Source organism: Acinetobacter variabilis (genome assembly GCF_000369625.1).
Lineage (GTDB): Bacteria > Pseudomonadota > Gammaproteobacteria > Pseudomonadales > Moraxellaceae > Acinetobacter > Acinetobacter variabilis.
Genome location: NZ_KB850113.1, coordinates 478,676 through 504,630, shown reverse-complemented (window position 1 = coordinate 504,630; position 25,955 = coordinate 478,676). Strand labels below are relative to the sequence as shown.

The 25,955-nt window shown below is 41.8% G+C and carries 22 protein-coding genes, 1 tRNA gene and 3 pseudogenes; 13 read left to right on the top strand and 13 right to left on the bottom strand.

Going from position 1 to position 25,955, the window contains the following annotated elements:
• Positions 1-222: 222 nt before the first annotated feature.
• Positions 223-1,011: an A1S_2505 family phage non-structural protein gene (locus tag F897_RS08060; protein WP_034580895.1), complete on the top strand. Its 789-nt coding sequence runs from the start codon at positions 223-225 to the stop codon at positions 1,009-1,011.
• Positions 1,012-1,067: 56 nt separating this feature from the next.
• Here the strand turns inward: F897_RS08060 and F897_RS08055 are convergent, their stop codons facing one another.
• Positions 1,068-1,247, bottom strand: a complete 180-nt coding sequence (locus F897_RS08055) for a hypothetical protein (RefSeq protein ID WP_005234902.1) — start codon at positions 1,245-1,247, stop codon at positions 1,068-1,070.
• 446 nt (positions 1,248-1,693) lie between these two features.
• Between F897_RS08055 and F897_RS08050 the strand changes: the two genes are divergently transcribed.
• The 5 genes and pseudogenes from F897_RS08050 (at position 1,694) to F897_RS08030 (ending at position 5,949) form a co-directional block, all read left to right on the top strand.
• Positions 1,694-2,773 (top strand): OmpW/AlkL family protein, encoded by a 1,080-nt coding sequence (locus F897_RS08050; protein WP_005234901.1) that lies wholly within the window; start codon positions 1,694-1,696, stop codon positions 2,771-2,773.
• A 179-nt stretch (positions 2,774-2,952) separates the two neighbouring features.
• Entirely contained in the window at positions 2,953-4,167 is a 1,215-nt protein-coding gene (locus F897_RS08045) for an MFS transporter (RefSeq protein ID WP_005234900.1), read from the top strand.
• Positions 4,160-4,294 carry a hypothetical protein gene (locus tag F897_RS18040; RefSeq protein WP_005234897.1) on the top strand — a complete coding sequence of 45 codons (135 nt, stop codon included), beginning with the start codon at positions 4,160-4,162 and terminating at the stop codon, positions 4,292-4,294. Before F897_RS08045 ends, F897_RS18040 begins: the two co-directional genes overlap by 8 nt.
• Before the next feature lie 185 nt (positions 4,295-4,479).
• A pseudogene (locus F897_RS08035) lies at positions 4,480-5,319 on the top strand (TauD/TfdA dioxygenase family protein).
• A 300-nt stretch (positions 5,320-5,619) separates the two neighbouring features.
• Positions 5,620-5,949 carry a four-helix bundle copper-binding protein gene (locus tag F897_RS08030; RefSeq protein ID WP_005234894.1) on the top strand — a complete coding sequence of 110 codons (330 nt, stop codon included), beginning with the start codon at positions 5,620-5,622 and terminating at the stop codon, positions 5,947-5,949.
• A 93-nt stretch (positions 5,950-6,042) separates the two neighbouring features.
• Here F897_RS08030 and F897_RS08025 read toward each other — a convergent pair whose 3' ends face one another.
• Together F897_RS08025 and F897_RS08020 are read right to left on the bottom strand one after the other, a co-directional pair.
• Positions 6,043-7,059, bottom strand: a complete 1,017-nt coding sequence (locus tag F897_RS08025; protein WP_005234893.1) for a 2-keto-3-deoxygluconate permease — start codon at positions 7,057-7,059, stop codon at positions 6,043-6,045.
• Positions 7,060-7,211: 152 nt separating this feature from the next.
• Positions 7,212-8,729: a UxaA family hydrolase gene (locus tag F897_RS08020; protein ID WP_005234887.1), complete on the bottom strand. Its 1,518-nt coding sequence runs from the start codon at positions 8,727-8,729 to the stop codon at positions 7,212-7,214.
• A 160-nt stretch (positions 8,730-8,889) separates the two neighbouring features.
• On the opposite strand from F897_RS08020, the pseudogene F897_RS08015 reads away from it, so the two are divergent.
• Positions 8,890-9,768 (top strand): annotated as a pseudogene (locus F897_RS08015) (LysR substrate-binding domain-containing protein).
• Between the two features lie 52 nt (positions 9,769-9,820).
• On the opposite strand, the gene sthA reads toward F897_RS08015, so the two are convergent.
• Entirely contained in the window at positions 9,821-11,236 is a 1,416-nt protein-coding gene (sthA, locus tag F897_RS08010; RefSeq protein WP_005234884.1) for a Si-specific NAD(P)(+) transhydrogenase, read from the bottom strand.
• A gap of 217 nt (positions 11,237-11,453) precedes the next feature.
• Here sthA and lipA point away from each other — a divergent pair, with 217 nt between their 5' ends.
• From lipA to F897_RS07995, 3 genes are all read left to right on the top strand, one after another.
• The gene (gene lipA / locus F897_RS08005) at positions 11,454-12,467 is read left to right on the top strand and encodes a lipoyl synthase (protein WP_005234883.1); all 1,014 of its coding nucleotides are present in this window, start codon (positions 11,454-11,456) and stop codon (positions 12,465-12,467) included.
• A 350-nt stretch (positions 12,468-12,817) separates the two neighbouring features.
• Positions 12,818-15,322 carry an acyl-CoA dehydrogenase gene (locus F897_RS08000; protein WP_005234881.1) on the top strand — a complete coding sequence of 835 codons (2,505 nt, stop codon included), beginning with the start codon at positions 12,818-12,820 and terminating at the stop codon, positions 15,320-15,322.
• Positions 15,323-15,488: 166 nt separating this feature from the next.
• Positions 15,489-15,881 (top strand): carboxymuconolactone decarboxylase family protein, encoded by a 393-nt coding sequence (locus F897_RS07995; protein WP_005234879.1) that lies wholly within the window; start codon positions 15,489-15,491, stop codon positions 15,879-15,881.
• Between the two features lie 120 nt (positions 15,882-16,001).
• On the opposite strand, the gene F897_RS07990 is transcribed toward F897_RS07995, so the two are convergent.
• From F897_RS07990 to F897_RS07950, 9 genes and pseudogenes are all read right to left on the bottom strand, one after another.
• A complete protein-coding gene (locus F897_RS07990) occupies positions 16,002-16,841 on the bottom strand; it encodes an NAD(P)-dependent oxidoreductase (protein WP_005234878.1) in 840 nt (279 codons plus the stop codon).
• A gap of 51 nt (positions 16,842-16,892) precedes the next feature.
• Positions 16,893-18,254 (bottom strand): pyrimidine utilization transport protein G, encoded by a 1,362-nt coding sequence (gene rutG / locus F897_RS07985; RefSeq protein ID WP_005234876.1) that lies wholly within the window; start codon positions 18,252-18,254, stop codon positions 16,893-16,895.
• Positions 18,255-18,287: 33 nt separating this feature from the next.
• Positions 18,288-18,770: pseudogene (gene rutF / locus F897_RS07980) on the bottom strand (NADH-dependent FMN reductase RutF); the annotation flags it as partial.
• A gap of 178 nt (positions 18,771-18,948) precedes the next feature.
• Positions 18,949-19,329, bottom strand: a complete 381-nt coding sequence (gene rutC, locus F897_RS07975) for a pyrimidine utilization protein C (protein WP_005234873.1) — start codon at positions 19,327-19,329, stop codon at positions 18,949-18,951.
• Positions 19,330-19,361: 32 nt separating this feature from the next.
• On the bottom strand, positions 19,362-20,123 hold the full coding sequence (gene rutB / locus F897_RS07970) for a pyrimidine utilization protein B (RefSeq protein WP_005234872.1): 762 nt from the start codon (positions 20,121-20,123) through the stop codon (positions 19,362-19,364).
• Positions 20,120-21,226: a pyrimidine utilization protein A gene (gene rutA / locus F897_RS07965; RefSeq protein ID WP_005234871.1), complete on the bottom strand. Its 1,107-nt coding sequence runs from the start codon at positions 21,224-21,226 to the stop codon at positions 20,120-20,122. The genes rutB and rutA overlap by 4 nt, the downstream gene beginning before the upstream one ends.
• A 336-nt stretch (positions 21,227-21,562) precedes the next feature.
• Positions 21,563-22,354: a pyrimidine utilization protein D gene (gene rutD, locus F897_RS07960; protein ID WP_005234870.1), complete on the bottom strand. Its 792-nt coding sequence runs from the start codon at positions 22,352-22,354 to the stop codon at positions 21,563-21,565.
• Positions 22,355-22,434: 80 nt separating this feature from the next.
• A complete protein-coding gene (locus F897_RS07955; protein ID WP_005234869.1) occupies positions 22,435-22,692 on the bottom strand; it encodes a hypothetical protein in 258 nt (85 codons plus the stop codon).
• A 136-nt stretch (positions 22,693-22,828) separates the two neighbouring features.
• Positions 22,829-24,010, bottom strand: coding sequence for a S1C family serine protease (locus F897_RS07950; protein ID WP_004782756.1), 1,182 nt, complete (start codon positions 24,008-24,010; stop codon positions 22,829-22,831).
• Between the two features lie 170 nt (positions 24,011-24,180).
• Between F897_RS07950 and F897_RS07945 the strand changes: the two genes are divergently transcribed.
• The 3 genes from F897_RS07945 (at position 24,181) to F897_RS07935 (ending at position 25,941) form a co-directional block, all read left to right on the top strand.
• Positions 24,181-24,939, top strand: a complete 759-nt coding sequence (locus F897_RS07945) for a Nif3-like dinuclear metal center hexameric protein (RefSeq protein WP_005234868.1) — start codon at positions 24,181-24,183, stop codon at positions 24,937-24,939.
• Between the two features lie 152 nt (positions 24,940-25,091).
• On the top strand, positions 25,092-25,718 hold the full coding sequence (locus F897_RS07940) for a superoxide dismutase (RefSeq protein WP_005234867.1): 627 nt from the start codon (positions 25,092-25,094) through the stop codon (positions 25,716-25,718).
• 147 nt (positions 25,719-25,865) lie between these two features.
• Positions 25,866-25,941, top strand: a tRNA-Asn gene (locus F897_RS07935).
• The last annotated feature ends 14 nt before the right edge of the window (positions 25,942-25,955 follow it).

Genomic DNA, 25,955 nt, shown 5'->3' with positions numbered 1-25,955 from the left:
ATTTCATCCAAGAATTATCCCTTGAATTAAATAATTTTGCTGATTAATTTAAGATCAAATAAATTGTACGTTTTTTGATTTATGACGGAAGTCTAATATTTAGCCAAAATTTCTGTATAAAGTTCTGCTTTATCTGATGATGTAATAAAAATTAATTTCACCTTGACCCTTATAGCGTTCAAAGGCAACATGAAGCTAATCAGGACATCGAATAAAAAAGCCATGACTTACCATTATCACGATGAAAGTATTGTTAAATCTCTGCCAGAAAATACGGTATTTGTTTTCGGAAGCAACTTGGCTGGACAACATGCCGGAGGTGCAGCTCGAACAGCTTATGAGCATTTTGGGGCGGTTATGGGGGTTGGTCGTGGCTGGGCAGGTCAAAGTTATGCCATTCCGACTATGAATGAGCATTTGCAACAGATGCCTCTCTCACAGATCCAGCACTATATTGATGACTTCAAGATTTACACCAAGAACCATCCTAAAATTAAATATTTTATTACTTCGGTTGGTTGTGGCATTGCAGGCTATAAAGTTGAAGAAATTGCTCCTATGTTCAAAGGCATTTCCCACAATGTCATTTTTCCACAATCTTTCCGGCCTTTTGTAGAAAAAGCGCTTCCAAAAATTACGTCGCAATTCCTGCATACCATCTTCCGGGATTCAGTGATTTTTACTCCGGCGACAGATGAGCTGATTGATGTTCTGGCACTGACCGATAATGAAAAGAGTCTGGCCAAGATTCTGCTCAATACTCAGATTTATCCGGTCGATAGCAATGGTCGTGATCGTGTATTCGAGATTGAAGATATTCTGCATAACCTGAATGGCAAGATTTTTGACTTTCAGAATAATTCTGAAGGTTCCATGCTGTTTGGTGCCGTAATTCTGGCGCTACTGGAACTTTATAATATCAATGAAAAAGACTTTATTGATGTCTGGAAAGGCGATCGTGAGATTGCCCCGCCAAAACCTGAAAATAAGGCGCGTAAAACAGTTCGCTAAGAAAATCTCAAATTTTACTCATAAAAAAGCCATGAACTTCATGGCTTTTTTATTTATTAACGTTTGCCCATTGAACGGCGTGTACCACGAGGTGGCATCCAGGTCCGATCAGCATAACGTTGCGGTTTAGGTCGCAGATGTTCCAGAACTTCATCTGAAGCAGATTGTTCTGCCTGTTTTAATGGAAACGGTAAATTAACCAGTGGCTTTTTCTTGGGAGAATTTTGGGAGCTCATGCGCAATACTCAATAATTTATGCGGCTATTGTACAAAAAAACTCTATCTGCAGTGTACCATCGGTTAGCTAAATTTATTAAAGCTTTTTCTAGTAAGTTTTAAGCGGAAAATTTGCTGATTTCTTGTATATATCACGTCCGGAACAGAAAGCTTAAATCATTATTTAAAACTTAGATTAATGATAAAAATGTTACCCACTTATTATTCTATTACTTCAATAAAATTGAAAATTTTATAAAAATTAACATCCTATTTATCTTCACTATTCATGATAATTTTTACATAAATATATATTTTATTAATACAATTTATACAAATTTTGGCATTTTTTACTTTCTGTTAACTTTTTACTACTCGTTCTGTAACTGTGTAAATTGGTGAGATTTAACTAAATTGTCCAATAGAAAAAAAAAATAACTAGCACGGACAAGGAGTCCTCTGAACAATGAAGACAATCATGGTATGCATGGCAGGTCTAGCCACACTACCCCTGCTTGCACATGCAGAATCCCCATATTTCAGCCTACAGGATGGCGATGGCTTTAAGCGATTTTCCGTTTCAGTTGGTGCACTGCATGTCATGCCACAAGGAAAAGCTCAGCCTTTTCAAGTTAATACTGCTGTAAAAAATGGTGAAGTTGCCAGAAATGGTACTATTCAAGTCGATACTGTATTGAATAACTTGAATTCTAATGTTGACCAAGAGGGTCTTGCAGCAGCATTAGAATTTCTGGGTTTTTTTACCGGTGGTGAATTAGGTAGTGGACTCAGCGGTAGTTCACGAATTCAAGGGTTGGAGGAGTGGAATAATCCGGGCACCGGTCTGGAAGCAGATGATGTCACTACCCTTGGGATTTTAAGTAATTACTTTTTTACCGATCACGTATCACTTGAAATGAAAGCCGGCATTCCACCCAAAGTGGACTTACAAGGCAAAGGAAAAATTTATGCTCCTTTCGCTGCGATCGCTACACCTCAAATCGGTAGTTTGCCTTTAGAATTTCTAAATATCGATCTGCAAAATGATATTTTTATTACTGATTTAGAAGCTCATGGTCCTGCAGCGTCAGCACGTGCTTGGACGCCTGCCTTTGAATTACAATATCATTTTGGAAAAACCGGAGTTAATAAGTTTCGCCCTTATGTCGGCTTAGGGATAATGTACGCTTACTTTAATGAATTGGAGATTAACCCGCGTACTGAACAGGATTTGATTGCAGCCGGTCATATGATTGCCAATATCAAAGAAGGCAATGCCGGAGCTTCACTGGAAGGTAAACCGAGCAATGCCAATCCTACAGTAGATCTTGAAGCAACCGATGCATTCGCTCCGATAGCCACCGTCGGTTTCACCTATGATTTTAATCATACTTGGTTCGCGGTAGGTTCTGTATCTTATGCTCATCTGAAAAATGAAACCACTATTACTGTTTCTGATGATAGTTTGGGTGAATTAATTACCTCCAAAGCCGATATTGAAGTCAATCCAATTCTGGCCTATGCAGGATTCGGGATGCGTTTCTAATCAATTACAATTTCTATTCAAACCTCAAAATTCCAGAACAACGGCTACGGCCGTTGTTTTATTTTCTGACGTTCTATACAGCTATAAAAAAAATTTATCGTTTGATTAATTTTTATTTTATCGCCTCTCTAGGTTGAATCGAATACTATACCTATCAACTTTATATGCATGAATGACTTATGGCTGACAGTCAATTTTCCAGAACCCTGATTTTTATGCTGATTGGCGCTGCCATTATTCTGGCCTTATCTTTGGGGATTCGTCATGCATTTGGCCTGTATCTGGTGCCAATGAGTGAAGAATTTGGCTGGGGTCATAATGTCTTTAGTTTAGCCATTGCCATGCAGAATCTGATCTGGGGTGCTGTTCAGCCCATTACTGGTGCCTTCGCTGACAAATATGGCAGCAAGATTGTCGTTGCCGTTGGCGGTGCCTTATATGCGCTTGGTCTGTTATTGATGGCTGTCAGTTCAACCGGATTACTATTGAATCTCAGCGTCGGACTGATTTTAGGTCTGGCTTTGTCTGCGACTTCTTTCCCGGTTTTATTGTCTGCGGTTGGACGAGCTGCACCACCTGAAAAACGCAGTCTGGCAATGGGGATTGCCAGTGCAGCAGGCTCCTTCGGTCAGTTTATTATGCTGCCTTCAACGCTGTTACTTTTACAGAATGTCGGCTGGTCAGCAGCACTTGTTGTCAGCGCAATTTTAATCGCTTTGATTGTACCTTTGGCCTGGATGCTAAAAGCCCCGATGTATGTCGATCCGAATGCGACTCCTACACCGAATAAAGTTTCACTAAGCTTTAAAGAGATTTTAGTGGTAGTCAAAAACCATAAGCCATTCTGGTTTCTGGCGATGGGCTTTTTTGTCTGTGGCTTTCAGGTGGTCTTTATCGGGATTCACCTGCCGGGTTATCTGATTGATCATGGGTTCAATGCTACAACTGGCACGATTTTCCTGGCGCTGGTGGGCCTGTTTAATGTTGTCGGTACCTATACGGCTGGCTGGCTCGGTGGAAAGTATTCCAAACCACGCCTGCTAATGGGTTTATACGGTTTGCGCGGGATTACGATTATCGCCTTTCTGATGCTGCCTTTAAGCACCTGGACGGTCTATGCGTTTGGTGTCATCATGGGATTATTATGGCTTTCTACCGTACCGCTCACCAATGGTATTGTTGCCAATATGTTTGGCGTGAAATATCTGACCATGCTCAGCGGGATTGTATTCTTTACCCATCAGGTCGGTTCATTCTTCGGCGGCTGGCTCGGCGGTGTAAACCATGACATGAGTGGTAACTATAATGCAGTATGGATGCTGTCGATTGCCTTAAGTATTTTTGGCGTACTGGTGCACTTATGGGTAAATGAGGAGCAAATTGTACATGACTGATTCCACCTTTCTGCTCAAGCTTTCCATTGCGGTAGCGATGGTACTTCTCCTCGCTATTTCTCTATTGCTCTGGAGCCAGACTCCAGAACTGTTTGATTACTTTAACCAGGCTTTTTGCGCACACTGATTGTCAAATATTTGACATTTTTCAGCAGCTTTAGGACTTTGTTTTGCCATATTAATTAAAAGATTTCAAATCAATCATTTAGATATTTTTATCCGAATTTTCATAAGTTTAGCAATTCTTGTGATTTTATTTTTGCTCTGGATTTTTTTAGATTTTCTGCAACAAGAAAATTCAGAGACTTTCCAATGACAAGCTTGACCCAACTTTCACAAGCCATTCACGATGCACCACGCTAGCATCAGCAAGATCAGTTCCAGAATACTGATGAAATTAAAATTGTTCCGCAGGCAGATCAAGCGCTAGGCGCAGTGGTTTATGGCCTCGATGCCCGTAAAGCTCAATCTGGTGAAACCATCCTGCGTCTGAAGCAAGCTCTGGCCGAACACTTGATCCTGATCTTTAGAAACCAAAGTCTGGATGATCTACAGTATCTTGCCTTTGCCACCTATTTCGGTTCAATCTTCCGTCCAGATGCTGACACGCCAGTGCTAGCTTCTAAAACTGATACGGGCACCCCACCTGATGTCGTACCAGTTTCCAATGCAGTCGGTCAAGGGGATTACACCGGCCATGGTGAACTTGCACCGCATGCCGATCACCAGTGGACACCCCTACCAGTTACAGCTCATTACCTATAATCCATTTGTGCGCTTCCAAAGCAATAAAGGTGGTAATGCTTATGCGGGTAATATGCCAAGGTATCGCTTTAAAGATGAGCCAATTTTAGGTCACGCCTACCCGCACCCACTGGTACGTACCCATCCTGAATCTGGCGTAAAGCGCTTTGGTTAAATACTCATACCGAAGTTGAGCTGGTGAATTATGACGATCAGGCAGGCAGTGAACTGATTGCAAAATTACGTGAACATGTCTTAAAACCTGAATTCGCTTATGAGCACAATTGGGAAGCAGGCGATATCGTGTTCTGGGATAATCAGGTTACTCTACATTCACGCCGTCCTTTCCCCGCTGATCAACGCCGTTTATTAAAACGGATCAGCTTGGCAGGTAGTCGTCCATTTTAATCTCCATAAAAATATAATAAAGAGAAAGGTTATTTAAGCCTTCGACAATAACGACTCATCATGTAGATTTTCCGCCATTGAGGAATGACCACCTCAATGGTTTTATTTTTAAATCTTCAATCATCCTATTTTGGCAATATCAGGAGAGATGCTTTGAATTAAATTTTTTAGAAATACAGCTTTTAACAAAATCGGTAATTAGATTACTTTTTCTCACTCAAACTGCCTAGTGTATTTTTCCTTTTCTGCTTAGCGTATTAAAAAACAAGCGATTGCTATAGCTGCAAAAAGGAGAAGAAAATGAACGAGATTCAATTTTCAGATTGTGTCCGCGCATGTATGACTTGCTCGCTGGCCTGTACCAACTGTGCCAGTGCCTGCCTGAAAGAAGAAGATTTAGAAATGATGCGGGAATGTATTCAGCGCTGTCTGGACTGTGCTGATCTGTGTCAGCTCTGCGCCCGCATGCAACAAAAGCAATCTCCATTTATGAAAGAGATTTGCGAGCTATGTGCTAAAGCTTGCGATTATTGTGTAGAAGAATGTGGCCATCATGAGGATGATCATTGCCAGCAATGTGCAGAAGCTTGCCGTCGCTGTGCTGAAGAATGCCGCAAAATGGCAGCTTAATTTCCAGCATTACTGGCTAGATTGAACTTTTTCAATTTAGAAAATAAAAAACCCGCAAATCGAACTTGCGGGTTTTTCTTATTATTTAAGATTTTAGGTATCTGTAATTTTGGAAAATTCTGCTTTAAACTCAGTTTTTTTAGCTCTTATATCATCAATTTTATAAGCAAACTTTTTAACCCATAAAGATGTAAGTAAAGGCACGATAATTGCTGAAATAACTACGCAGGCTGCAATTAAAGTAGTTGCTGCTGGTGCCACAACCTCAAATTGTGGGGCTACCTGAGCAATAAGCATTGGTGTAGCGGCTGCAGAACCTGCTGTACTAGATGCTGCTATTCCTGCTGTACCATTACCTTTGGCCAAAAATATATCTGCTGGTATTAAAAAGAGAGCCGAAATCAAGACAACAGTAACACCTAGAATAATTCCAGGTAATCCAGTTTCTAGAATTAGTCCAAAATTAATACTATTACCCAGAGCAAAACCAAAAAATGGAATCATTACTTTCGCTGCAGGAGCAAAAAAGTCTCTCATTTTTTCATCTAGATTGCCTAATAAGAAACCACACAAAAATGGTAGAACCACTCCTACTAGAGCGGCAGGATGAAAAGAAGCAACACCAGCTGAACCTAAAATAAGCATAGTAAATAAAGGGCCAGACTCAATTCCAATGAGTGCGCCTGCTGCTGCCTCTTCTTTAGTTCCATATTCTGACGTTAATGAAGAGTAAAGACCAGCATTGGTCATATCAAATGCAACCACTATAGCTAAAATAGAAAAACCCGCAAATAGCGGAGTATTCAACATTTCATCTGGCTGCATGAGAGAACCTAAAACTAGAGCTAACATCCAGGCAATAAATAATTTTGCACCGATAACGGCTCCTGCTTTTCTGACGACAGTGGCAGTAGCACGAACATTAATAGAAGCCCCTAAGCAGAAAGTCCAGACTCCTAAAATTGGTACAGCCCCTGTAATAATTCCCTTAGTAAATGAACCAAAATATTCAGCAGTATCTGGTACAAATGTATGAATTGTTGCACCAATTAAAAGTGGAATTAGCATCATTCCACCAGGTACTTTATCTATAAATTTTTTAATTTCCATTTTAAAAACTCCCTCGAATTCCATCCTGAAGAGTTATGGTTTTGATAAAGCAATACTGATCTTAATTATTTTGAAACTATTTTTTAAAATAGAAAGATATTTATTGCGGCTGTGGAGATCAAAACCATTACTCTTATTGAGCAATTTCCTTTTTACATTTGTGCACCGATCATCCAAGGTACAAATTCTTCTCCACCAATTCCTAACGCTTCACTTTTACTTTTCTCACCCGAGGCTACACGAATAAACATTTCAAAAATTTCTTGACCTTTTTCTGCCACATTTGATGTTCCGTCCATAATATTTCCACAATTAATATCCATATCATCTAGCATCCGATCATACATAGCAGTATTCGTTGCAATTTTGATTGAGGGTGAAGGTTTAGCACCAAAACAAGAACCACGTCCTGTCGTGAAGGCAACTAAATTTGCCCCACCGGCAATTTGGCCAGTAGCTCCCATAGGGTCATAACCTGGTGCATCCATGAATACCAAGCCTTGTGTGTCAATAGTTTCCGCATAACGATACACACCTTTTAATGGTGTTGAACCACTTTTTGCTACCGCACCCAGTGACTTCTCTAGAATAGTAGTAAGACCGCCCGCCTTATTTCCAGGAGTAGGATTATTATCAATACTACCTTTTTCACGATCAGCATAAGCTTCCCAAGAATGAATCAACTCTACTAATTTATGACCTACTTCATTATTCACCGCCCGACGTGTTAATAGATGTTCTGCACCGTAAATTTCTGGAGTTTCCGATAAGATTGCTGTACCGCCATGTGCAACCAAATGATCAACAGCTACACCTAGGGCAGGATTAGCAGTAATTCCAGAGTATCCATCGGAGCCACCGCACTGCAGAGCGACACATAAATGAGATAATGGTAGCGGCTCTCGGCTCACTTGATTTGCTTCAGGTAAAATTTCTTGCACTAACGCAATCGCCTTATCAATAGTTTTTTGTGTCCCCCCTTCTTCCTGCATAACCAGTGATTTTATTTTACTAGCATATGCTGGATTTTTTGATTGAAGAAGTGGTTTCAACTGATTGGCTTCACACCCTAATCCTATGATTACTACCGCTGCAAAGTTAGGATGCTCCATATAACCTGCAATAGTACGACGTAATTGCTTGAGCCCTTCACCATGATGATCAATACAACAACCAAAACTATGTGATAATGCTACTACGCCATCTACGTTAGGATAATTGTCTATGATTTCTGGGTGGTCAAAATACTGAGCAACTTTTTTTACCACTGTTGCTGAACAGTTGACTGTACTGATTACTCCCACATAATTCCGAGTAGCTACACGTCCATCTGCACGTTTAATTCCTAAAAAATTTCGAGGCTGCAGCGCAGTTGCTATTGGAATTACATTTTCTCCAAACGCGTAGTCACGATCAAAATCAGCTATGGCCAAATTTTGTATATGAACATGCTGACCCGCTAAAATATTCTGGGTAGCAAAACCAATAATCTGACCATAACGTAATACAGCTTCACCTTTGAAAATATCTTTTAGTGCGACTTTATGGGCAGCAGGGATATCTTCTAAAGTAGCAATCTCTTCTGTAATCGGTGTGCGTGATATCAAAGGGCTTTTGGCAATTGCAATATTATCATTCGGATGCAATTGAAGAATATAAGATGTGTTCACTGTTTGCTTCCTTTCTAGTAGCTGGCTGAGTCCATAATGTCTTTATATTTTGCTAGTGCTATCAGATATTAAAATGTCTGATTGAATTCATCATAGTCTTTTTATTTTTGACAATCTGTGATATTTAAAAGACACATTGTTGAATAGGATTGGACAATTTATGCCAGGAAGGATTCCTCCTCTTCATCTTATTTATGCTTTTGAAGCTGTAGTTAGGCATTCATCATTTTCCAAAGCAGCTGATGAACTTAATGTTACCCGTAGTACAATTTCACATCGGATTCAGACCTTAGAAAAATTACTTAATACTGTTTTATTTGAGCGAACTACACGCAAGTTAAATTTAAGTGCTACAGGTGCATCCTATTATCAGTCAGTAAAAAAAGCCCTACATTCACTAGATAGTCTTAATAAAATTAACTCGAATAACCCTCATCAAAAAACAGTTACGCTATCGTCTCCTCCTACTTTCGCAAATATTTATTTACTTCCTCGTTTAAAAGACTTTTTAGAACAGTATCCAGATATTGAGATTGCTATAGAAATTGCAAAATCACAGCTTGATTATGAAATTAGCAAAGTTGATTTTGATATTAGATATGGAACTGGAATCTACCCTGGTATGCAAAGTTATCAGATTAGCAGAGATACTATTTTCCCAGTTGCATCGCCTTATTATGTAAAAATAAAGAATATTCGTTCACCTAGGGATCTTAAAAACTGTGACCTTTTAAGGAGCTATTTAGAGCCTTGGTCACCTTGGTTTACGCAAGCACATTTAGAATGGAAAGAACCTATATAAGGACATCGCTTTGAAGATTTATCTTTACTTTATCATGCAGCACAAAATAACTGGGGTATAGCGTTAGCTAGAGAATCACTAGTAAATAAACTCATTAATCAAGGATCACTCGTACAACTATTTGATATTACAGCGCAGCCTCAATTTCAATATTATGCAATTGTAGACCCGAGGAAAAACATATCTGATGAAGCCCAACTGTTTATTCAGTGGTTATGCCAAAATTATGATAAATAAAAAACCCGCAAATTGAGCTTGCGGGTTTTTGATCTAACCTGAATAAATCAAATTAGAATAAACGGTTCATACCATTCAAGGTTGCCACACGATAGGCTTCCGCCATCGTTGGATAGTTGAATGTAGTTTCCACAAAATACTTGATCGTATTGTTCGGGCTGTTCATGACCGCTTGACCAATGTGGATAATCTCCGAAGCATTATTACCGAAACAATGCACACCTAGAACTTCCAGCGTATCGCGGTGGAACAGGATTTTTAATTCACCAACCGTATCACCGGTAATCTGCGCACGCGCCAGATGACGGAAAGAAGCCTGACCCACTTCATACGGGATTTTTTCTTCAGTCAGCTGCTGCTCAGTTTTACCGATCGAAGAAATTTCTGGAATGGTATAAATACCAGTCGGAATATCAGTTACGGGTGCAACGTCTTGCTCACCGCTCATGTTGGCACCTGCGCAACGACCTTGGTCATAGGCAGCAGAAGCCAATGATGGCCAGCCAATCACGTCACCTGCAGCATAGATATTTTCGACTTCAGTCTGATACTGTTCATTCACGGTTAATTGACCTCGGCTGTTTGGTTTCAGGCCAATATTTTCAAGGCCTAAACCGTCAGTATTCCCTGAACGGCCGTTACACCACAGAATAGCGTCTGCCTTAATTTTCTTGCCGCTTTGTGTATGCAGAACGACATAATCATCAGAAGTTTCAAGGAAGTCGATCTGTTCATTATGACGGATCAATACACCCTGTTCGCGTAAGTGATAAGACAGCGCATCGGAGATTTCATCATCCAGATAGCTCAGCAGTTTTGGTTGGGTGTTGATCAGGTCAACCTTATGTCCCAATCCAATAAAGATTGATGCATATTCACAGCCAATCACACCTGCACCATAAATAATGATTTTTTGGATCGAGAAATCCAGATCCAGAATTTTGTCTGAATCAAATACACGTGGATGATTGAAATCAAGAATCTCTGGACGGTATGGACGTGAACCCGTCGCAATCACCAGTTGCTGGAACATAATGGTTTCTTTTATGCCATCTGGTGTAAATACAAAGATCGTATTTTCGTCTTGAATGTAAGCACGACCATGATAGATATCAATCTTGTTACGGTCATAAAAACGTGAGTGAGTATCCACCTGCTGCTGAATCACTTTATGTGCATTGCGCAGTACCTGTTTCATAGTGAATTGTTTCCATTCACCTACTTTTTGAAACATTGGATCACGTTGATAACGGATGATGCTGGATACCGTTTGACGCAATGCCTTACTTGGAATCGTACCTACGTGTGTACAGTTACCACCCAGCTGTTCACGCATATCTACAATTGCAACACGCTTACCAGATTTGGCAAGTTTCATTGCCGCGCCTTCGCCCGCAGGGCCTGAACCTAGAACTACCGCATCGTACTTAACGAAAGTTCCACTAACGACCTCTTTTTTACGTGGCATTCAACGCTCCTTAAAATTAAAAAATTTTGCTTTAATCTACGCTATATTATGACGTAATTGCTACCAATTTGGTGTATTTAACTTACATATATTGTGTGATAAGAACATTTTTTAAATGAATAATCCTTTTCACCCTATTTCACCCGAGTTTCGTTATAATTAAAAAAGTGTTAACTTTGATTTATCTCCCTCCTTCAAAACAGTGGAAAAGTTATATATGTCTGAAAACCGTAAACCTGAACAGGGTATTAAACTTCGCGGCGCAGAAAAGGTCGCCCGTATTCCTGTAAAAGTTGTTCCTACGGTTGAAACGCCACGTAAGCCGGACTGGATCCGCGTGAAAATGGCCGCTCCCGAGGAAGTTCAGCGTATTAAAACTACACTTCGTCAGCAAAAACTGCATACCGTATGTGAAGAAGCTGCCTGTCCGAACCTGCCTGAATGTTTTGGTGGGGGTACAGCAACCTTTATGATTATGGGTGATATTTGCACGCGTCGCTGTCCGTTCTGTGATGTGGCACATGGTCGTCCAAATGCACTTGATCCAGACGAGCCGCGTCATATGGCAGAAACGATTGCCAACCTGGGTCTGAAATATGCAGTCATCACTTCAGTAGACCGTGATGACCTATTGGATGGCGGTGCACAGCATTTTGTAGACTGTATTAAAGAAGCTCGTGCTTTGAGTCCAAAGACTTTGCTAGAAATTCTGGTACCTGATTTCCGTGGTCGTATGGACATCGCTTTACGCATCATGACTGAATGTCCACCAGACGTGTTTAACCACAATATCGAAACTGTGCCACGTCTGTATAAAGCGATGCGTCCAGGTTCAGATTATCAGCACTCTTTAAACCTGTTAAAAATGTTTAAAGAATACTGTCCGGATATTCCAACCAAATGTGGTTTGATGGTCGGCATTGGTGAAACTGAAGAAGAAGTCATTGCTTTGCTGGATGACCTGAAAGCACATGACGTGGATTATGTAACGATTGGCCAGTATCTACAGCCATCTAAACAGCATGCGCCAATCGACCGTTTTGTAACGCCAGAAGAATTCGAACGTTATGCAGAACATGGCCGTAAGCTTGGCTTTAAGAATATCTGGTCAGCACCGATGGTACGTTCAAGTTACTTTGCGGATCGTCAATACTATGGTGAACCGGTTCCAGAAGTACGCCGTAAAGTTGATCCAGCAAAAAAAATCGCTGTACAGGCGATTGAAGCTTAAAATGACTTAGATCAAAGCCCTCTCAAGTAGAGGGCTTTTTTATGCCTAACTAAATTTATATTTGTTCACTTTTTAATAATTTTATCTACCCTCTCTTGGAGATTAAGTTATTACTTATCTTCACATTTCTTTGCGTGTTCTCACTTGAAGACTGCGCATTTTTCAAACAATCTCAAAAACAGATAAAACACTTCAATATATCGTTGAAATATTTAATAACGATTGTTCTCACAAGAACAATTGTGAATTTGCCAATTGCTAAGCGATGTAAAAAAATTGATCAAGTCTTATGAAGACACCTTAGGGAGATCGGCAGCATCACAATTGTATGACCCTGGAGAAATATAACAATGCTATTTATTTTCGCCGTACTTCTTCTCATTGCCAGTTTATGGGCGATTTTCTTTTTTCAACTTTCCCGTACCACTGGTACAATTACCCTGATTGTCATGTCAGTGGTTTGTGCCTTTATCAGTCCTTGGTCACTGATTCTGGGCATTCCTTTGATCCTGATCAGTCTGGTCGTCATGATCGAACCTTTGCGCATGTCTTTCATTTCCAGGCCAGCCTATAAAGCTTTAGCGGATGGCATGCCGAGCATTAGCCCGACAGAACGTGAGGCTCTTGATTCCGGCACCAGCTGGTGGGAAAAAGAACTCTTTATGGGTGCGCCGAACTGGGAAACCTTTAATAGCTATCCCTATCCAAAACTTTCCGTTGAGGAACAGGCATTCTTGGATAACGAAGTCGAAACGCTCTGTAGCATGCTGGATGAATGGGAAATTCATGAGAAGAAAATGCTGCCTGAACATATCTGGCAATATATTAAAGATAACGGTTTCTTGGGACTAATTATTCCCAAAGAATACGGCGGTCGTGCCTTTAGTTCCTTTGCTCAGAGCCGAGTGATGAGCAAAATTTCTTCACGCTCTCTCACTGCTGCTGTGAGCTGTATGGTGCCTAACTCTCTCGGGCCGGGTGAGTTGTTACTACATTATGGTACCGATGAGCAAAAAGATCGTTATTTACCCGGTCTGGCTAAAGGTGAAGAAATCCCATGTTTTGGTCTGACCAGTCCTGAGGCCGGTTCAGATGCCGGTGCAATTCCAGATACCGGTGTGGTCTGCTATGGACAGTTTGAAGGTCAGGAAGTCTTGGGACTGAGAATGAATTTCTCCAAACGCTGGATTACTCTAGCACCAATTGCCACTGTCGTCGGTCTGGCTTTTAAAATGTATGACCCTGATCATCTACTCGGTGATAAAACGGATTATGGGATTACTTGTGCCTTATTACCAGCCAATCATGAAGGGGTAAAAGTCGGTCCACGACATAATCCTAGCTCCCCTTTTATGAATGGTACTGTTGAAGGTAAGGATGTATTTATTCCTTTAGACTGGATCATTGGTGGAGTGAAAAATGCCGGTAAAGGCTGGCGTATGCTGATGGAATGTCTAGCGGTTGGTCGTGGTATTTCCCTACCGGCTTTATCTACCTCTAGTGCCGAAATGACTTATCTGAATGTCAGCGCGTTCTCGCGAATCCGTCAGCAATTCAAGATTTCGGTGGGTAAATTTGAAGGCGTACAGGAAGCCAATAGCGAAATTGCCAGTGATGCCTATATGCTGGAAGCATTCCGTTATTTAGTGACTTGTGGCTTGAATCAAGGTGGTAAGCCGGCAGTCATGACCGCGATTGCCAAATACTACGCCACTGAGACCATGCGTAAAATCGTCAATCATGGTATGGATGTCGTGGGTGGTCGCGCCATTCAGATGGGGCCTCGTAACTTTTTGGCCTTAAACTATCAAGCCATTCCAGTATCAATTACAGTTGAAGGCGCCAATATTCTGAGCCGTTCATTGATGATCTTTGGTCAAGGTTCGATGCGTTGCCATCCTTATCTGTATGAAGAATTACAGCTTCTGCAAGCTGAAGACCCGAAAGCCGCTCTGAATCCATTCGATACTATGTTGTTTAAGCATCTGGGTTATACCTTTAACCGGACTGCCCGCTCTTTTGCCTATGCTTTTAGCGGTGGTTCAAGTGCTGCGCCACAAAGTGCGGTTGATTTTACCCGTCCTTATTACAAGATTATCAACCGGCTCAGTGCCAACTTTGCCCTGACTGCAGATATGTGTTTAGGTTTATTAGCAGGTGATATTAAACGCAAGGAAATGCTTTCTGGCCGTCTGGCTGATATTCATGCCCATTTGTTTATTGCGACGGCAATTCTGAAATTTTTTGAACATAGTAAAAAAACTGAAGCTGAACGTCTGCATGCACAATTGGCAATTGAGAAATCTTTATATACCGCTCAGGAAGCGTTTTATGACCTGTTTGCGAACTTCCCGGTGGGTGTTGCTGCTGGCATGGTCAAACTCATCTGTTTCCCATTTGGCCGACCTGTCGCGAAACCATCTGACCGACTTAAACAGGAAGTCGCAAATGTCATGATGGAAGATAACACTTTCCGGCAGGTACTGAAAAAGCATGTTTTCTATAGCACGGCGGAAGATGATGTGAATGGTCGTATGGAATCAACCTTCACCATGTTATTGGAGATTGAGCAGCTTTGGGATCGCTTTAAGAAAGCCGAAAACAAAGGTCAATTTAAGGGACTCAGTTTTGCTGATCATGTGGCTGATGCGCATGGACAAGGCTTTATTAATGAAGATGAAGCCAATAAGTTACTGCACTATAATGCGCGTCGCTATGACAGCATGTTGACTGATGTCTTCGATTTGCATTTACAGGAAGTATTGGAGCTGGAAAATCCTCATATTTCGAAAGCAGATGCAACAGGTACTGATACTTCAGTTCAAAGTGCACCTTCACATTCAACCAGTCCTTAGATAGAACTTTTATCTAAATCAGATCTTGATTACAAAGTGAAGTTATTTCTTGACTTCACTTTGGATATCTCAAGTGGCTATTCAGCCACTTTTTTACGACTATTGCACGATGGTATTTAAGAGATAAAACGTTAAGCTACACCCATAATAAAATTGAGGGTCAATGATGTCACAACAAGATTATGAAAATGGCTTGAAAGTCCGTACTGAAGTGATGGGTGCAAGTTTTGTAAAACGTGCCCAGGACAATACGGTTCCTTTTACTCAGCCTTTGCAGGACTGGATTAATGAACATGCCTGGGGTTCAACCTGGCAACGTGAAGGGGTTTTACCACGTAAATACCGTTCTTTAATTACCATTGCTTTTCTTACCGCGCAAAAAAGCCCGACTGAATTGAAAGGCCATGTTCGTGGCGCTTTGAATAATGGTGCAACAGTTGAAGAAATTCAAGAAGTGCTACTGCATAGCCTGCCTTACTGCGGTGCCCCTGCCACACAGGAAGCCTTCCGTGCAGCGCTTGAAGTAATTCAGGAATATCAGGCAAATCAGCAGAAGTAAGAATTGCTTAGGCTATTTAACTAGCTTATCAATAATAAAGCCGGGAATTAAAATTCCCGGATTTTTAAATTTTAAACTGATATATCTATAGCTATACTTCTTTAATATTGTTTGAAAAGATTATCCTCTTAATTCAATTTGAGTCCGCTGTTCCAGTCCTTGCACCGCAGCGGAGAAATCCAGCTGACTGGCCTGTGGTTTGGCAATCTGCTGAAACTCTTGCTGAACCAAAGACATTACTGATAAATCCAGTTGCTGTTGCTGTACCAACTCCAAGGCAATGCCAATATCTTTCTGTAATAGATCCAGTGCAAAGGTCTTATTAAATTCACGGCTTAGTACACGCTGTGCCATGATATTTTCCGACATGCTGCTTTTACCACTGGAATGATTAATACAGTTTAGTGCACTGCTTAAATCAACACCCTGCCCTTTCAGCACAGTCAGCCCTTCAGCCAATGCCCATAAGTGAGTCGCCATTAAGGTATTATTCACAGCTTTTACCGCAAAGCCAGAACCGCTTTCTCCCACATATTCAATCAGGCCAGCAAAGGCATCAATGATCGGTTTGGCTCGTTCAAAGGCTTGTTCATTGCCACCCACCATCACAGTTAAAGTGCCTTTTTCTGCGCCAACGGTTTGACCAGAAACCGGTGCATCCAGATAAAAACTGCCTTGTTGCTCCAAGAGCTTCGCCAGTTTCTGGGCAGATTCCGGTACACCGCTGGTACAGTCAATCCAGATTGCACCTTGTTTGGGTGGATGGGCTGCAATCAATGCTTCCACATCCTGACTGGTCGGCAAACAGGAAAAGATAAAATCTGCCTGAACCGCCTGCTTAATACTCACTGCTTGAGTTGCAAAAATTTCAGCATGCGTTACAGCTTTCTGTTCGGTTCGATTCCAGACCCAAACCTGATGCCCGAGTTTTGGCAAATGGGAGGCCATATGCCAGCCCATTGCCCCGAGTCCTAAAAATGCAATTGAATGACTCAAAAAATGCTCCTCATATTAAGCGACTGGCTTAGCCTCAACCTCAGTTACGGTTTCAGCTGGTTCAGATGCTGGCAATTCTTTATCTTCACCACGGTTCAGGAACAGATTGAGTAAGATCGCAGCTAAAGTTGCAGTACCAATACCGCCCAGATCAAAACCACCAATCTGCAAGCTATAGTTCCCTGTGCCCATGATCAGACAGATTGCACCAATAATCAGCGTACTGTTCTTGGTAAAATCAACACGGTTATCCACCCAGATTTTCGCACCAGCCACAGTAATCAGACCAAATACGACAATCGATGCACCACCCAACAAGGCTACTGGAATGGTACTGATCACTGCACCGAATTTAGGTGAAAGCCCAAGTAAGATGGCGAAGATACCAGCAAAGACAAATACAGTGGTTGCATAAACTTTGGTGACTGCCATGACACCGATATTTTCGGCATAAGTGGTCATCCCCGTACCACCCACAGAAGCTGATAATGAAGTACACACCCCATCAGCAAAGAAACCACGACCCATATATGGAGACAGGTTTTTACCGGTCATCGCAGAGACTGCCTTAAAGTGCCCTAGATTTTCTGCAACCAAGATAATTGCTACTGGTGCAATCATCAGCATGGCATTCATTTCAAAGACCGGACTTTGGAAATTTGGCAAACCAAACCATGCTGCTTCACTGACCTTAGTAAAATCAATCGCAGGTCCGAAGCCCATCACATTCGTGAAAAGGAAATAAATCAGGTAGGAAGATAATAAGCCCAATAACAATAACAGACGGCGTACCATTCCTCGTGTAAATACAGCAATCACACTGATACAGATAATAGTGATTAATGCCATCCAGGAATCAAACTGGTTCGCTGAAACGCTTTTGATTGCCACTGGAGCCAGGTTCAAACCGATGATCATTACGATCACGCCTGTCACTACAGGTGGCATCAGTTTTTCAATCCAGTTGGTACCGGTTTTCATCACCAGCAGCCCAATCAAGGCATAAACAATACCGCAAGCAATCGTACCGCCAAGCGCCAGTCCGATATTAGGATTCGCTCCAACTCCGGAATACCCCGTCACTGCGACGACCGCACCAATAAAGGCAAAGCTAGATCCCAGATAACTAGGCAATCGACCGCCCGTGATCAGGAAAAATAAAATGGTACCAATCCCGGTAATAAAAATTGTGAGATTGGGATCAAATCCCATTAATAAGGGTGCCAGCACGGTTGCGCCAAACATGGCAAACACATGCTGTAACCCGAGAATAATACTTTTTCCAGCAGGCAGATATTCATCTATTTGCACGGGTGTGGTATCGAGATTGCCTTGGTAAGGCTTAAATTTTGGAAACCACGTTTCTTTTTCTTGCATCGGCTTCCCCTCCTTGATTAGGATTGAATTGAATTAGCACATTTTGCGTGGCTCACAGTAAGAACGGTTGAAGTACATCAGCGCATTGCCTTGACTCTGACACATGGCTTTCACCTCACAGAACAGCACGTCATGACTGCCTACGGATAAACATTGGACCACCTCGCAGTCAAAACTGACTAAGGCATCCTCAAGTACAGGTGACTGGGTCACCAAGGTTTTCCAGTTCCCCTGGCTGAAACGCTCTGCCATTGGTGTCTTTCCACCAAACAGATTGGAGAGATGTTGTTGATGTAATGCCAAGGTATTCACACACAACACCTGATTCTTTTTAAAGGTTTCATAGACTGAAGCAGAACGGTTCAGGCACACCAGCAACGTTGGTGGTGTATCCGTCACGCTACATACGGCCGAAGCGGTAAATCCAGCCATTCCTGCATCGCCTTGCGTAGTAATCACATTCACCGCAGCACCCAGATTGGACATGCCCTGACGGAAAATCTGCTGATCGACTTGGGTAATGATGTCGCCAGATGCGTTAGTCGCCAAAACCTTATTTAATGCGTTATTTTCTGCAACTGTCTCTGTGATGATTTTAGATAATTTGGCATTCATGCTGTTCTCCCGACCCCAAGTCAATATTCAGTTTTAGACTTGGGGCATCTAGTAATGAGATTGAATCAGGTGGATCGGCTTATACATGGGCAATCGAAGCAATTTCGACTAGCGCATCAGGTTTGACCAAACCTGTCTGTACGCAATACCGTACCGGCTTATCTCCCGGGAAATACTCTGCATACACTGCATTAATCGCAGCATAATCTGCCCAGTCTTTGACAAAGACATGGTTAAACGTTACGTCATCCATGCTGCCACCGGCTTCTTCAATCACACGCTTGATGGTTTCCAGAATATGACGGGTCTGTGCTGCGGCATCACCGACATGCACTACATTATTATTTTCATCAAAGGCCAATGTACCGGACACATACACAATATTATCTGCCTTAGTTGCCGGTACATACGGTGCGAGTGGTTTTGATGTTCCTGCGGGAATAATGATTTCTTTAGGCATACTTTTTTTCCTTAATCCTGATCTTTAATTCTTTATGCGCTTACAGCTAATTTAGTTTCTTTTAGTGACTCACTTTCTTTTTGAAAGGTCTCGATAAAATTTGCGGTATCTGACACCCAGCCAAAGAAGGTCTTGATGTTATACAGACTGGCTTCATGCGCTTCGACAGGACCTGCCTGATGGCAGGCATCGGCAAGTGCGACACCAAAATACTCTAGGAAAAAACCATCACGTAGCGTCGATTCCACACATACGTTGGTGGCAATCCCGACAAAGACCAGATTGTGAATACCACGCACACGCAACATGCTATCCAGCGCGGTATTAAAGAAACCGCTATAACGTGGCTTTTCAATGACCAGGTCCTGTGGCAATGGCTTTAACTCATCAATCAGTTCAAAATCCCAACCGCCTTTTGCTAATAATTTCCCTTGTAATTCAGGACGTTTACGCATGGTCTTTAGGGCATTTGATTTATGAAAATTTGGAGAATCGGTTCCACCCGCTTCCTTATATTCTTCATCCCAGCCATTTTTGAAATAAATCACCTGAATACCGGCTGCATGCGCTGCATCAACTGCCTTTTTAATATTTTCAACCACTGGCTTGGTTTTCGAGACATCAAAGCCCGCCAGATCCAGATAGCCACCCTGCGAGGTATAGGCATTTTGCATATCAATCACAATCAAGGCTGTCTGTTCTGGTGCAAGGCAAATTGCTTCGGGTTCAGCTTTAAGCGTTTTTCCTGTGCCGAGTTTTTCAGTAAAACCGGCTGTTACGACTGATTCACTCATGCGCTTTTCTCCAGAACCGGTGCTGCACTTTCAATGACAATATGCTCACGACATTTCATCAGTGGCTGGATTTTTTGACCAAAATCTTCAACCCCTTGAATAAAATCATCAAAAGTCAGTAGCACACCTTCGGTACCCTTGATCTCGCCAATTTCATCCAACATTCGTGCCACATTTTCATAAGAACCTACCAGCGTACCCATATTGATATTGACTGGAGATACGCTAGAAGCCATTTGACGGATATTGGTATCTGTACCCGAGGTAGTGTCTTTACCGCCCTGATTCATTAGCCAGTTAATCGCTTCCATATCGGCGCCATCGTTATAGTGCTGCCATTTTGCTTGCGCTTCTTCATCGGTCTCAGCTGCAATCACCATAAACAGCACATAAGTCTGTACATCACGGCCAGTCACATCTGTTTTTTCTTTTAGACGGTCATTAATTTCTGCATAAGCTGTTGGAGTATTCAGGCCTTTACCAAATACGAAGTTGTAGTCGGCATATTGTGCAGAAAATTCCAAACCTGCATCAGACTGACCTGCGCAGATAATTTTCATATCCGCTTGTGGACGTGGGCTGACACGGCAATCTTCCATCTGGAAATGTTCGCCCTTAAAGTCTGATTTACCAGTCGCCCAAAGTTCACGCAGAATTTGTACATATTCAGACAGATATTCATAGCGTTTACCAAAATAGTCATTACCTGGCCACATACCCATTTGGGTATATTCAGGTGGTTGCCAGCCGGTCACAACATTCAGACCAAAACGGCCATTTGAAATCGAATCAATAGTTGATGCCATGCGCGCGACAATTGCAGGTGGCATTACCAGAGTTGCGGCAGTTGCGAAAATTTTAATTTTACTGGTCACAGCAGCAAGACCTGCCATCAGGGTGAACGTTTCCAGGTTATGTTCCCAGAATTCAGTCTTGCCACCAAAGCCACGCAGCTTGATCATAGAAAGTGCGAAATCGAAACCATAGTGCTCGGCGCGTTGTACGATTTGTTTGTTTAACTCAAAAGTCGGCATGTACTGCGGTGCATTTTCAGAGAGTAACCAGCCATTATTTCCGATTGGACAGAAGACACCTATTTTCATTTTCATACCTCATCATTTTTAACACTTATTCAAAATTCTAATTCCACTTCGGGAATTTTATTTACAAGATAAACATTGCAAAGCGTGTGCCAACTACATTTAATTTATAAATATCATACACTTAATATTTTATTTTTTGAATTTTTAGTAAAATATCTATTTTTACCTATGAGTCAATTTTGAACATACTGTTTCATTCAAGTGCACTCGTAGCAATTTGTGCATTTGCAGTTCATGCATCAATTCGAAGTAAAAACCATGCTGATGCTACAAAAATGATTGATTAGAAAAAATAAAAAACCAGACAGGAGGTCTGGCTTTTAAAAAATCTTCAAACTAAGTGGAAATCAGGAAGGAAAAGATCAGCTGATTGACCTGATCCGTTTCGGTCACGGTAGATGCATGTGCACCTGTATCAAGCAAACTGAGGTAACTATGCGGCAGGCATTGTTGTAATTGCTGTGACCGTTGATAAGGCACCAGAAAATCATCCTGATTGGCAATCAGATGGATTGGAACATCTTTTAATACTTGCTGATGCTCTTCGTTTAGTTTAAAAGCCTGCACGGCTTGTAGGCGGGCCAGAACATTTTGGATCGGTGGAAAGTCTAAGAGCTGCCTATTTTCTGCTTCAGTTAACTGATCAATATGTGTCGAGATCCAGTGCGGCGGATAAAGAAATAAAGCCTGTGCCCGCACATAAGCCTCTGGTCCGCTATTCACTAATAAGGAAGTTCGTGCCTCGAAACATTTCTGAGTATGAGCATCCAGCTCTCCCCAGGCATTTAACATGGTCAGACTGAGCAGCTTAAACTTTTTTTCAGCCTGATAGGTCGCTAGTTGCATGCCGATATGTCCGCCCAACGCATGCCCGATAAAATGAAACTCTCGAATGCCATCATTGATCAATAAATCCAGAATCTGGCCGGCCATATGATCAATCGAATAAGACGTGGGTAATAGCTCAGAATCTGAATGACAGCCTTCCTGATCATAAGTGACTACATGAAAATGCTGCTGTAAAACTCTAATTTGAGGATTCCAGAAACTGGCATGCCCGCCCAGTCCGGATGAAAGCACCACATAAGGTGCATCTGTCTGTGCTGCAAGATGAATAGATAAAGACATATCACTCTCATATTTTAACTATGAGGTAAATGCAGCAAAATATATGCCTGAACAGGATTTTTTTTGAACAATTGATAAAATTATAGCCAGTAGACATTAAAGCTATAATAAAATTCCTGCACCTCAAAGCGTACGTTATAACCAAGCTCAGTCAATTCCGCCGAAAGACCACGAATTTCTTCCAAGGGCAAATGTTTGGGAAATACCGTTAGCACAGCGGTATTGCCCAGTCGGGCATTATCTTCAATCAGTTGAGCCAAGCGAGGCTTGTACATTTCAATATTTAAATTGGCCACGTCCGATAAAATTTTGGCCTGATCTGCAGTCATAAAACTCATTGTTCTTCACTCTTTTTGATTTTTATTCAATGAAGTTAAATGATTTAATTCACATAAAATATTTTTGTTTTGTATCTAAAGTAAATCAATCGTGCATAAAAAAATCCCTCACATGGAGGGATTTTCTTAGAAAAAATTACTGACCTGGTAAAGGAATATATTGTGAAGAACTGCTTTGCGTTTTACGTTCACTAATCACCACATCCAGTGTCATGGTTTTTCCAGCGCGCTCTACTTCAATCTGAACGGTACTGTTTGGTGCCTGTAAAGCGACAAAATTAATCAGATGTGAGGCAGAAGTAATCACTTCATTATTTACTTTGATAATTTTATCACCACGCTGGATGCCAGCTTTTGCTGCTGGTCCATTTTCCAGCACTTCAGCGACCACTACACCTGATTCTTTAGGTTGCAGTACATCATTACGTTCAGTCGGCAACAGACTGATACCCAGCCAGCCACGAACGACACGGCCATCTTTCAGGATTGCATTCATCACCTGTTGACAGATTTTAGCGGGAATCGCAAAACCAATCCCCAGTGAGCCACCTGTTTGCGAGAAGATTGCTGTATTCACCCCGATCAGGTTACCGGCAACATCAATCAATGCACCACCCGAGTTGCCCGGGTTAATTGCAGCATCTGTCTGAATAAAGTCTTCATAAGTATTGATGCCCAGATCAGAACGGCCTGTCGCAGAAATAATCCCCTGAGTCACGGTTTGACCGACACCAAACGGGTTACCAATTGCCAGAACAACATCACCGACTTCATTGCCACTCAGCTTGAATGGCAAAACTGGTAATTGTTCAAGTTCGATCTTGATTACAGCCAAATCCGTATCCGGGTCTGTACCTACAACTTTAGCTTCAGCACGGCGTCCATCATGCAAGGCCACTACAATCTGGTCTGCTTGTGCAATCACGTGATTATTGGTCAGGATATAACCATCAGGACGAACTATCACGCCTGAACCTAAACTGTTTTCATTTGGACTTTGACCAAACTGGTCTGGTAACTGATCACCGAAAAATTCACGGAAGACTGGATCTGTCAGTAAAGGATGCGCCTGCTGTTTTACTTTTTGTGTGGTAAAGATATTTACCACCGCAGGTGCTGCGACTTTCACAGCGGCACTATAGGAGACAACGCCTCCAGAACGCGAAGTATCGATCAACGGTTCTACTTTTTCAGCAGGCATTTTTACGCCATCCGGCGCAATCGGTGATTTAGGTTTCTGCAGCTGCTGCCACCCCAAAAAACCGATAATGACTAAAATCAGTAACACCCAAGGTAACCATGTAAAGGTACGGCGCACTTTGCTATCCTCTAAAATATTTTAATTCGTTGATGACTAAGTAATTTGTATCCTATTGTAATGCCAAATACATAACTAAACACAAAAAAATCCACAGAGATTTGTGCTGCTTTAGTTACAATTGGACATATAAATAAGAATTGGCAAGTTCATCAACTGACAGGAATTTTATGGCGAATTTAAACGATATTATCCGCTGGTGCGATCAGACTTTGGCATCTTCCGAATTTAAGGACTATGCACCAAATGGCTTACAAATCGAAGGCCGCGCTGAAGTCAATAAAATTTTATGTGCGGTTACTGCCTCACAAACTGCGATTGAAGCTGCGATCAAACAAGGTGCCGATTTATTACTGGTTCACCATGGTTATTTCTGGAAAGGTGAAGCCTACCCGATTACCGGGATGCGTGGTAAACGAATTAAAAGCCTGATCCAAAATGATATTTCGCTTGTTGGTTATCACCTGCCTTTAGATAGCCATCCAACTCTGGGAAATAATATTGCGATTGCAGACCTGCTGGAGCTGGAAAACCTGGAACAGCTTGATCCGAGTGAGCGCCGTCCAATTGGGAATATTGGTTATTTAAAACAGGCCATGACGCCAGAAGGATTCAAGGCCTATGTATCAGAAAGACTGGGCTATGATGCGTTGCATTTACCTGCCGAAAAAAGCCTGATTCAAAAAGTCGGTTTCTGTACTGGTGGTGCACAGGATTATATTCATAAAGCGGCGGCACAAGACTGTGAGGCTTATATTTCTGGCGAAGTCAGTGAACGTACTTTTTATGATGCTCAGGAACTGGATGTGCATTATTATGCCTGCGGCCACCACGCTACTGAAAAATATGGTGTACAACGTCTGGCTAAAGCTATTTCAGAACAATTTAATATTGAGTATAGTTATTTCGAATTAAACAATCCGATTTAATTTCGATTGGCAAGTAGATGAGTGGCTTTATCTTTAAATTTTCAGGCTTTATTCTGTATTGTTATTTATACACAGTCCCATTTTTGCCTAAGAATCTATTACAATAACGCCACTTATTGTCAAAACCCAGCAAAATGCAAGGAATTGAAAACATGACAACCATTACTTTACCACCATTACCATACGACTACGACGCTCTTGCTCCACACATCAGCAAAGAAACTTTAGAATACCACCACGACAAACACCACAATACTTATGTGGTTAACCTGAACAACCTGATCGCTGGTACTGAGCTTGAAGGCAAAACTCTAGAAGAAATCATCGAAGCAACTGCTGGTGATTCATCTAAAGCAGGTGTATTTAACAACGCTGCGCAAGTATGGAACCACACATTCTACTGGAACTGCTTGACTAAAAACGGTGGCGGTAAAGCAACTGGCGCTTTGGCTGCAAAAATTGACGAAGCTTTCGGTTCTTACGAAAAATTCGCTGAAGAGTTCGCAACTGCTGCCGCAACTCAGTTCGGTTCAGGTTGGGCTTGGTTGGTTGCTGACGAAGTAAACGGTAACCTGTCTATCCTTAAAACTTCAAATGCTGACACTCCAATGGCACACGGTAAAATTGCTGTGTTGACAATCGATGTTTGGGAACACGCTTACTACATCGACTACCGTAACGCTCGTCCTAAATACATCTCTACTTTCCTAGAAAGCCTGGTGAACTGGGATTACGCAAACGCGAAATATGCTGGTCAACCTGCTGGTGTTGAGAAATAATTTTTTATTTCCAGCTTAAAAAATCACCCTTCATGGGTGATTTTTTTATTTTTAGGTCTAATATGCATATTAAAAAAGCAAATGATTCATTTCTTTACAGGAATTGATTGACGGTCTTTGTTTTCCTGCCTAAAATGCGCATCAGATTCTCCAATAGCTCAGTCGGTAGAGCGACGGACTGTTAATCCGCAGGTCCCTGGTTCGAGCCCAGGTTGGAGAGCCAATCTATTCTCCCAT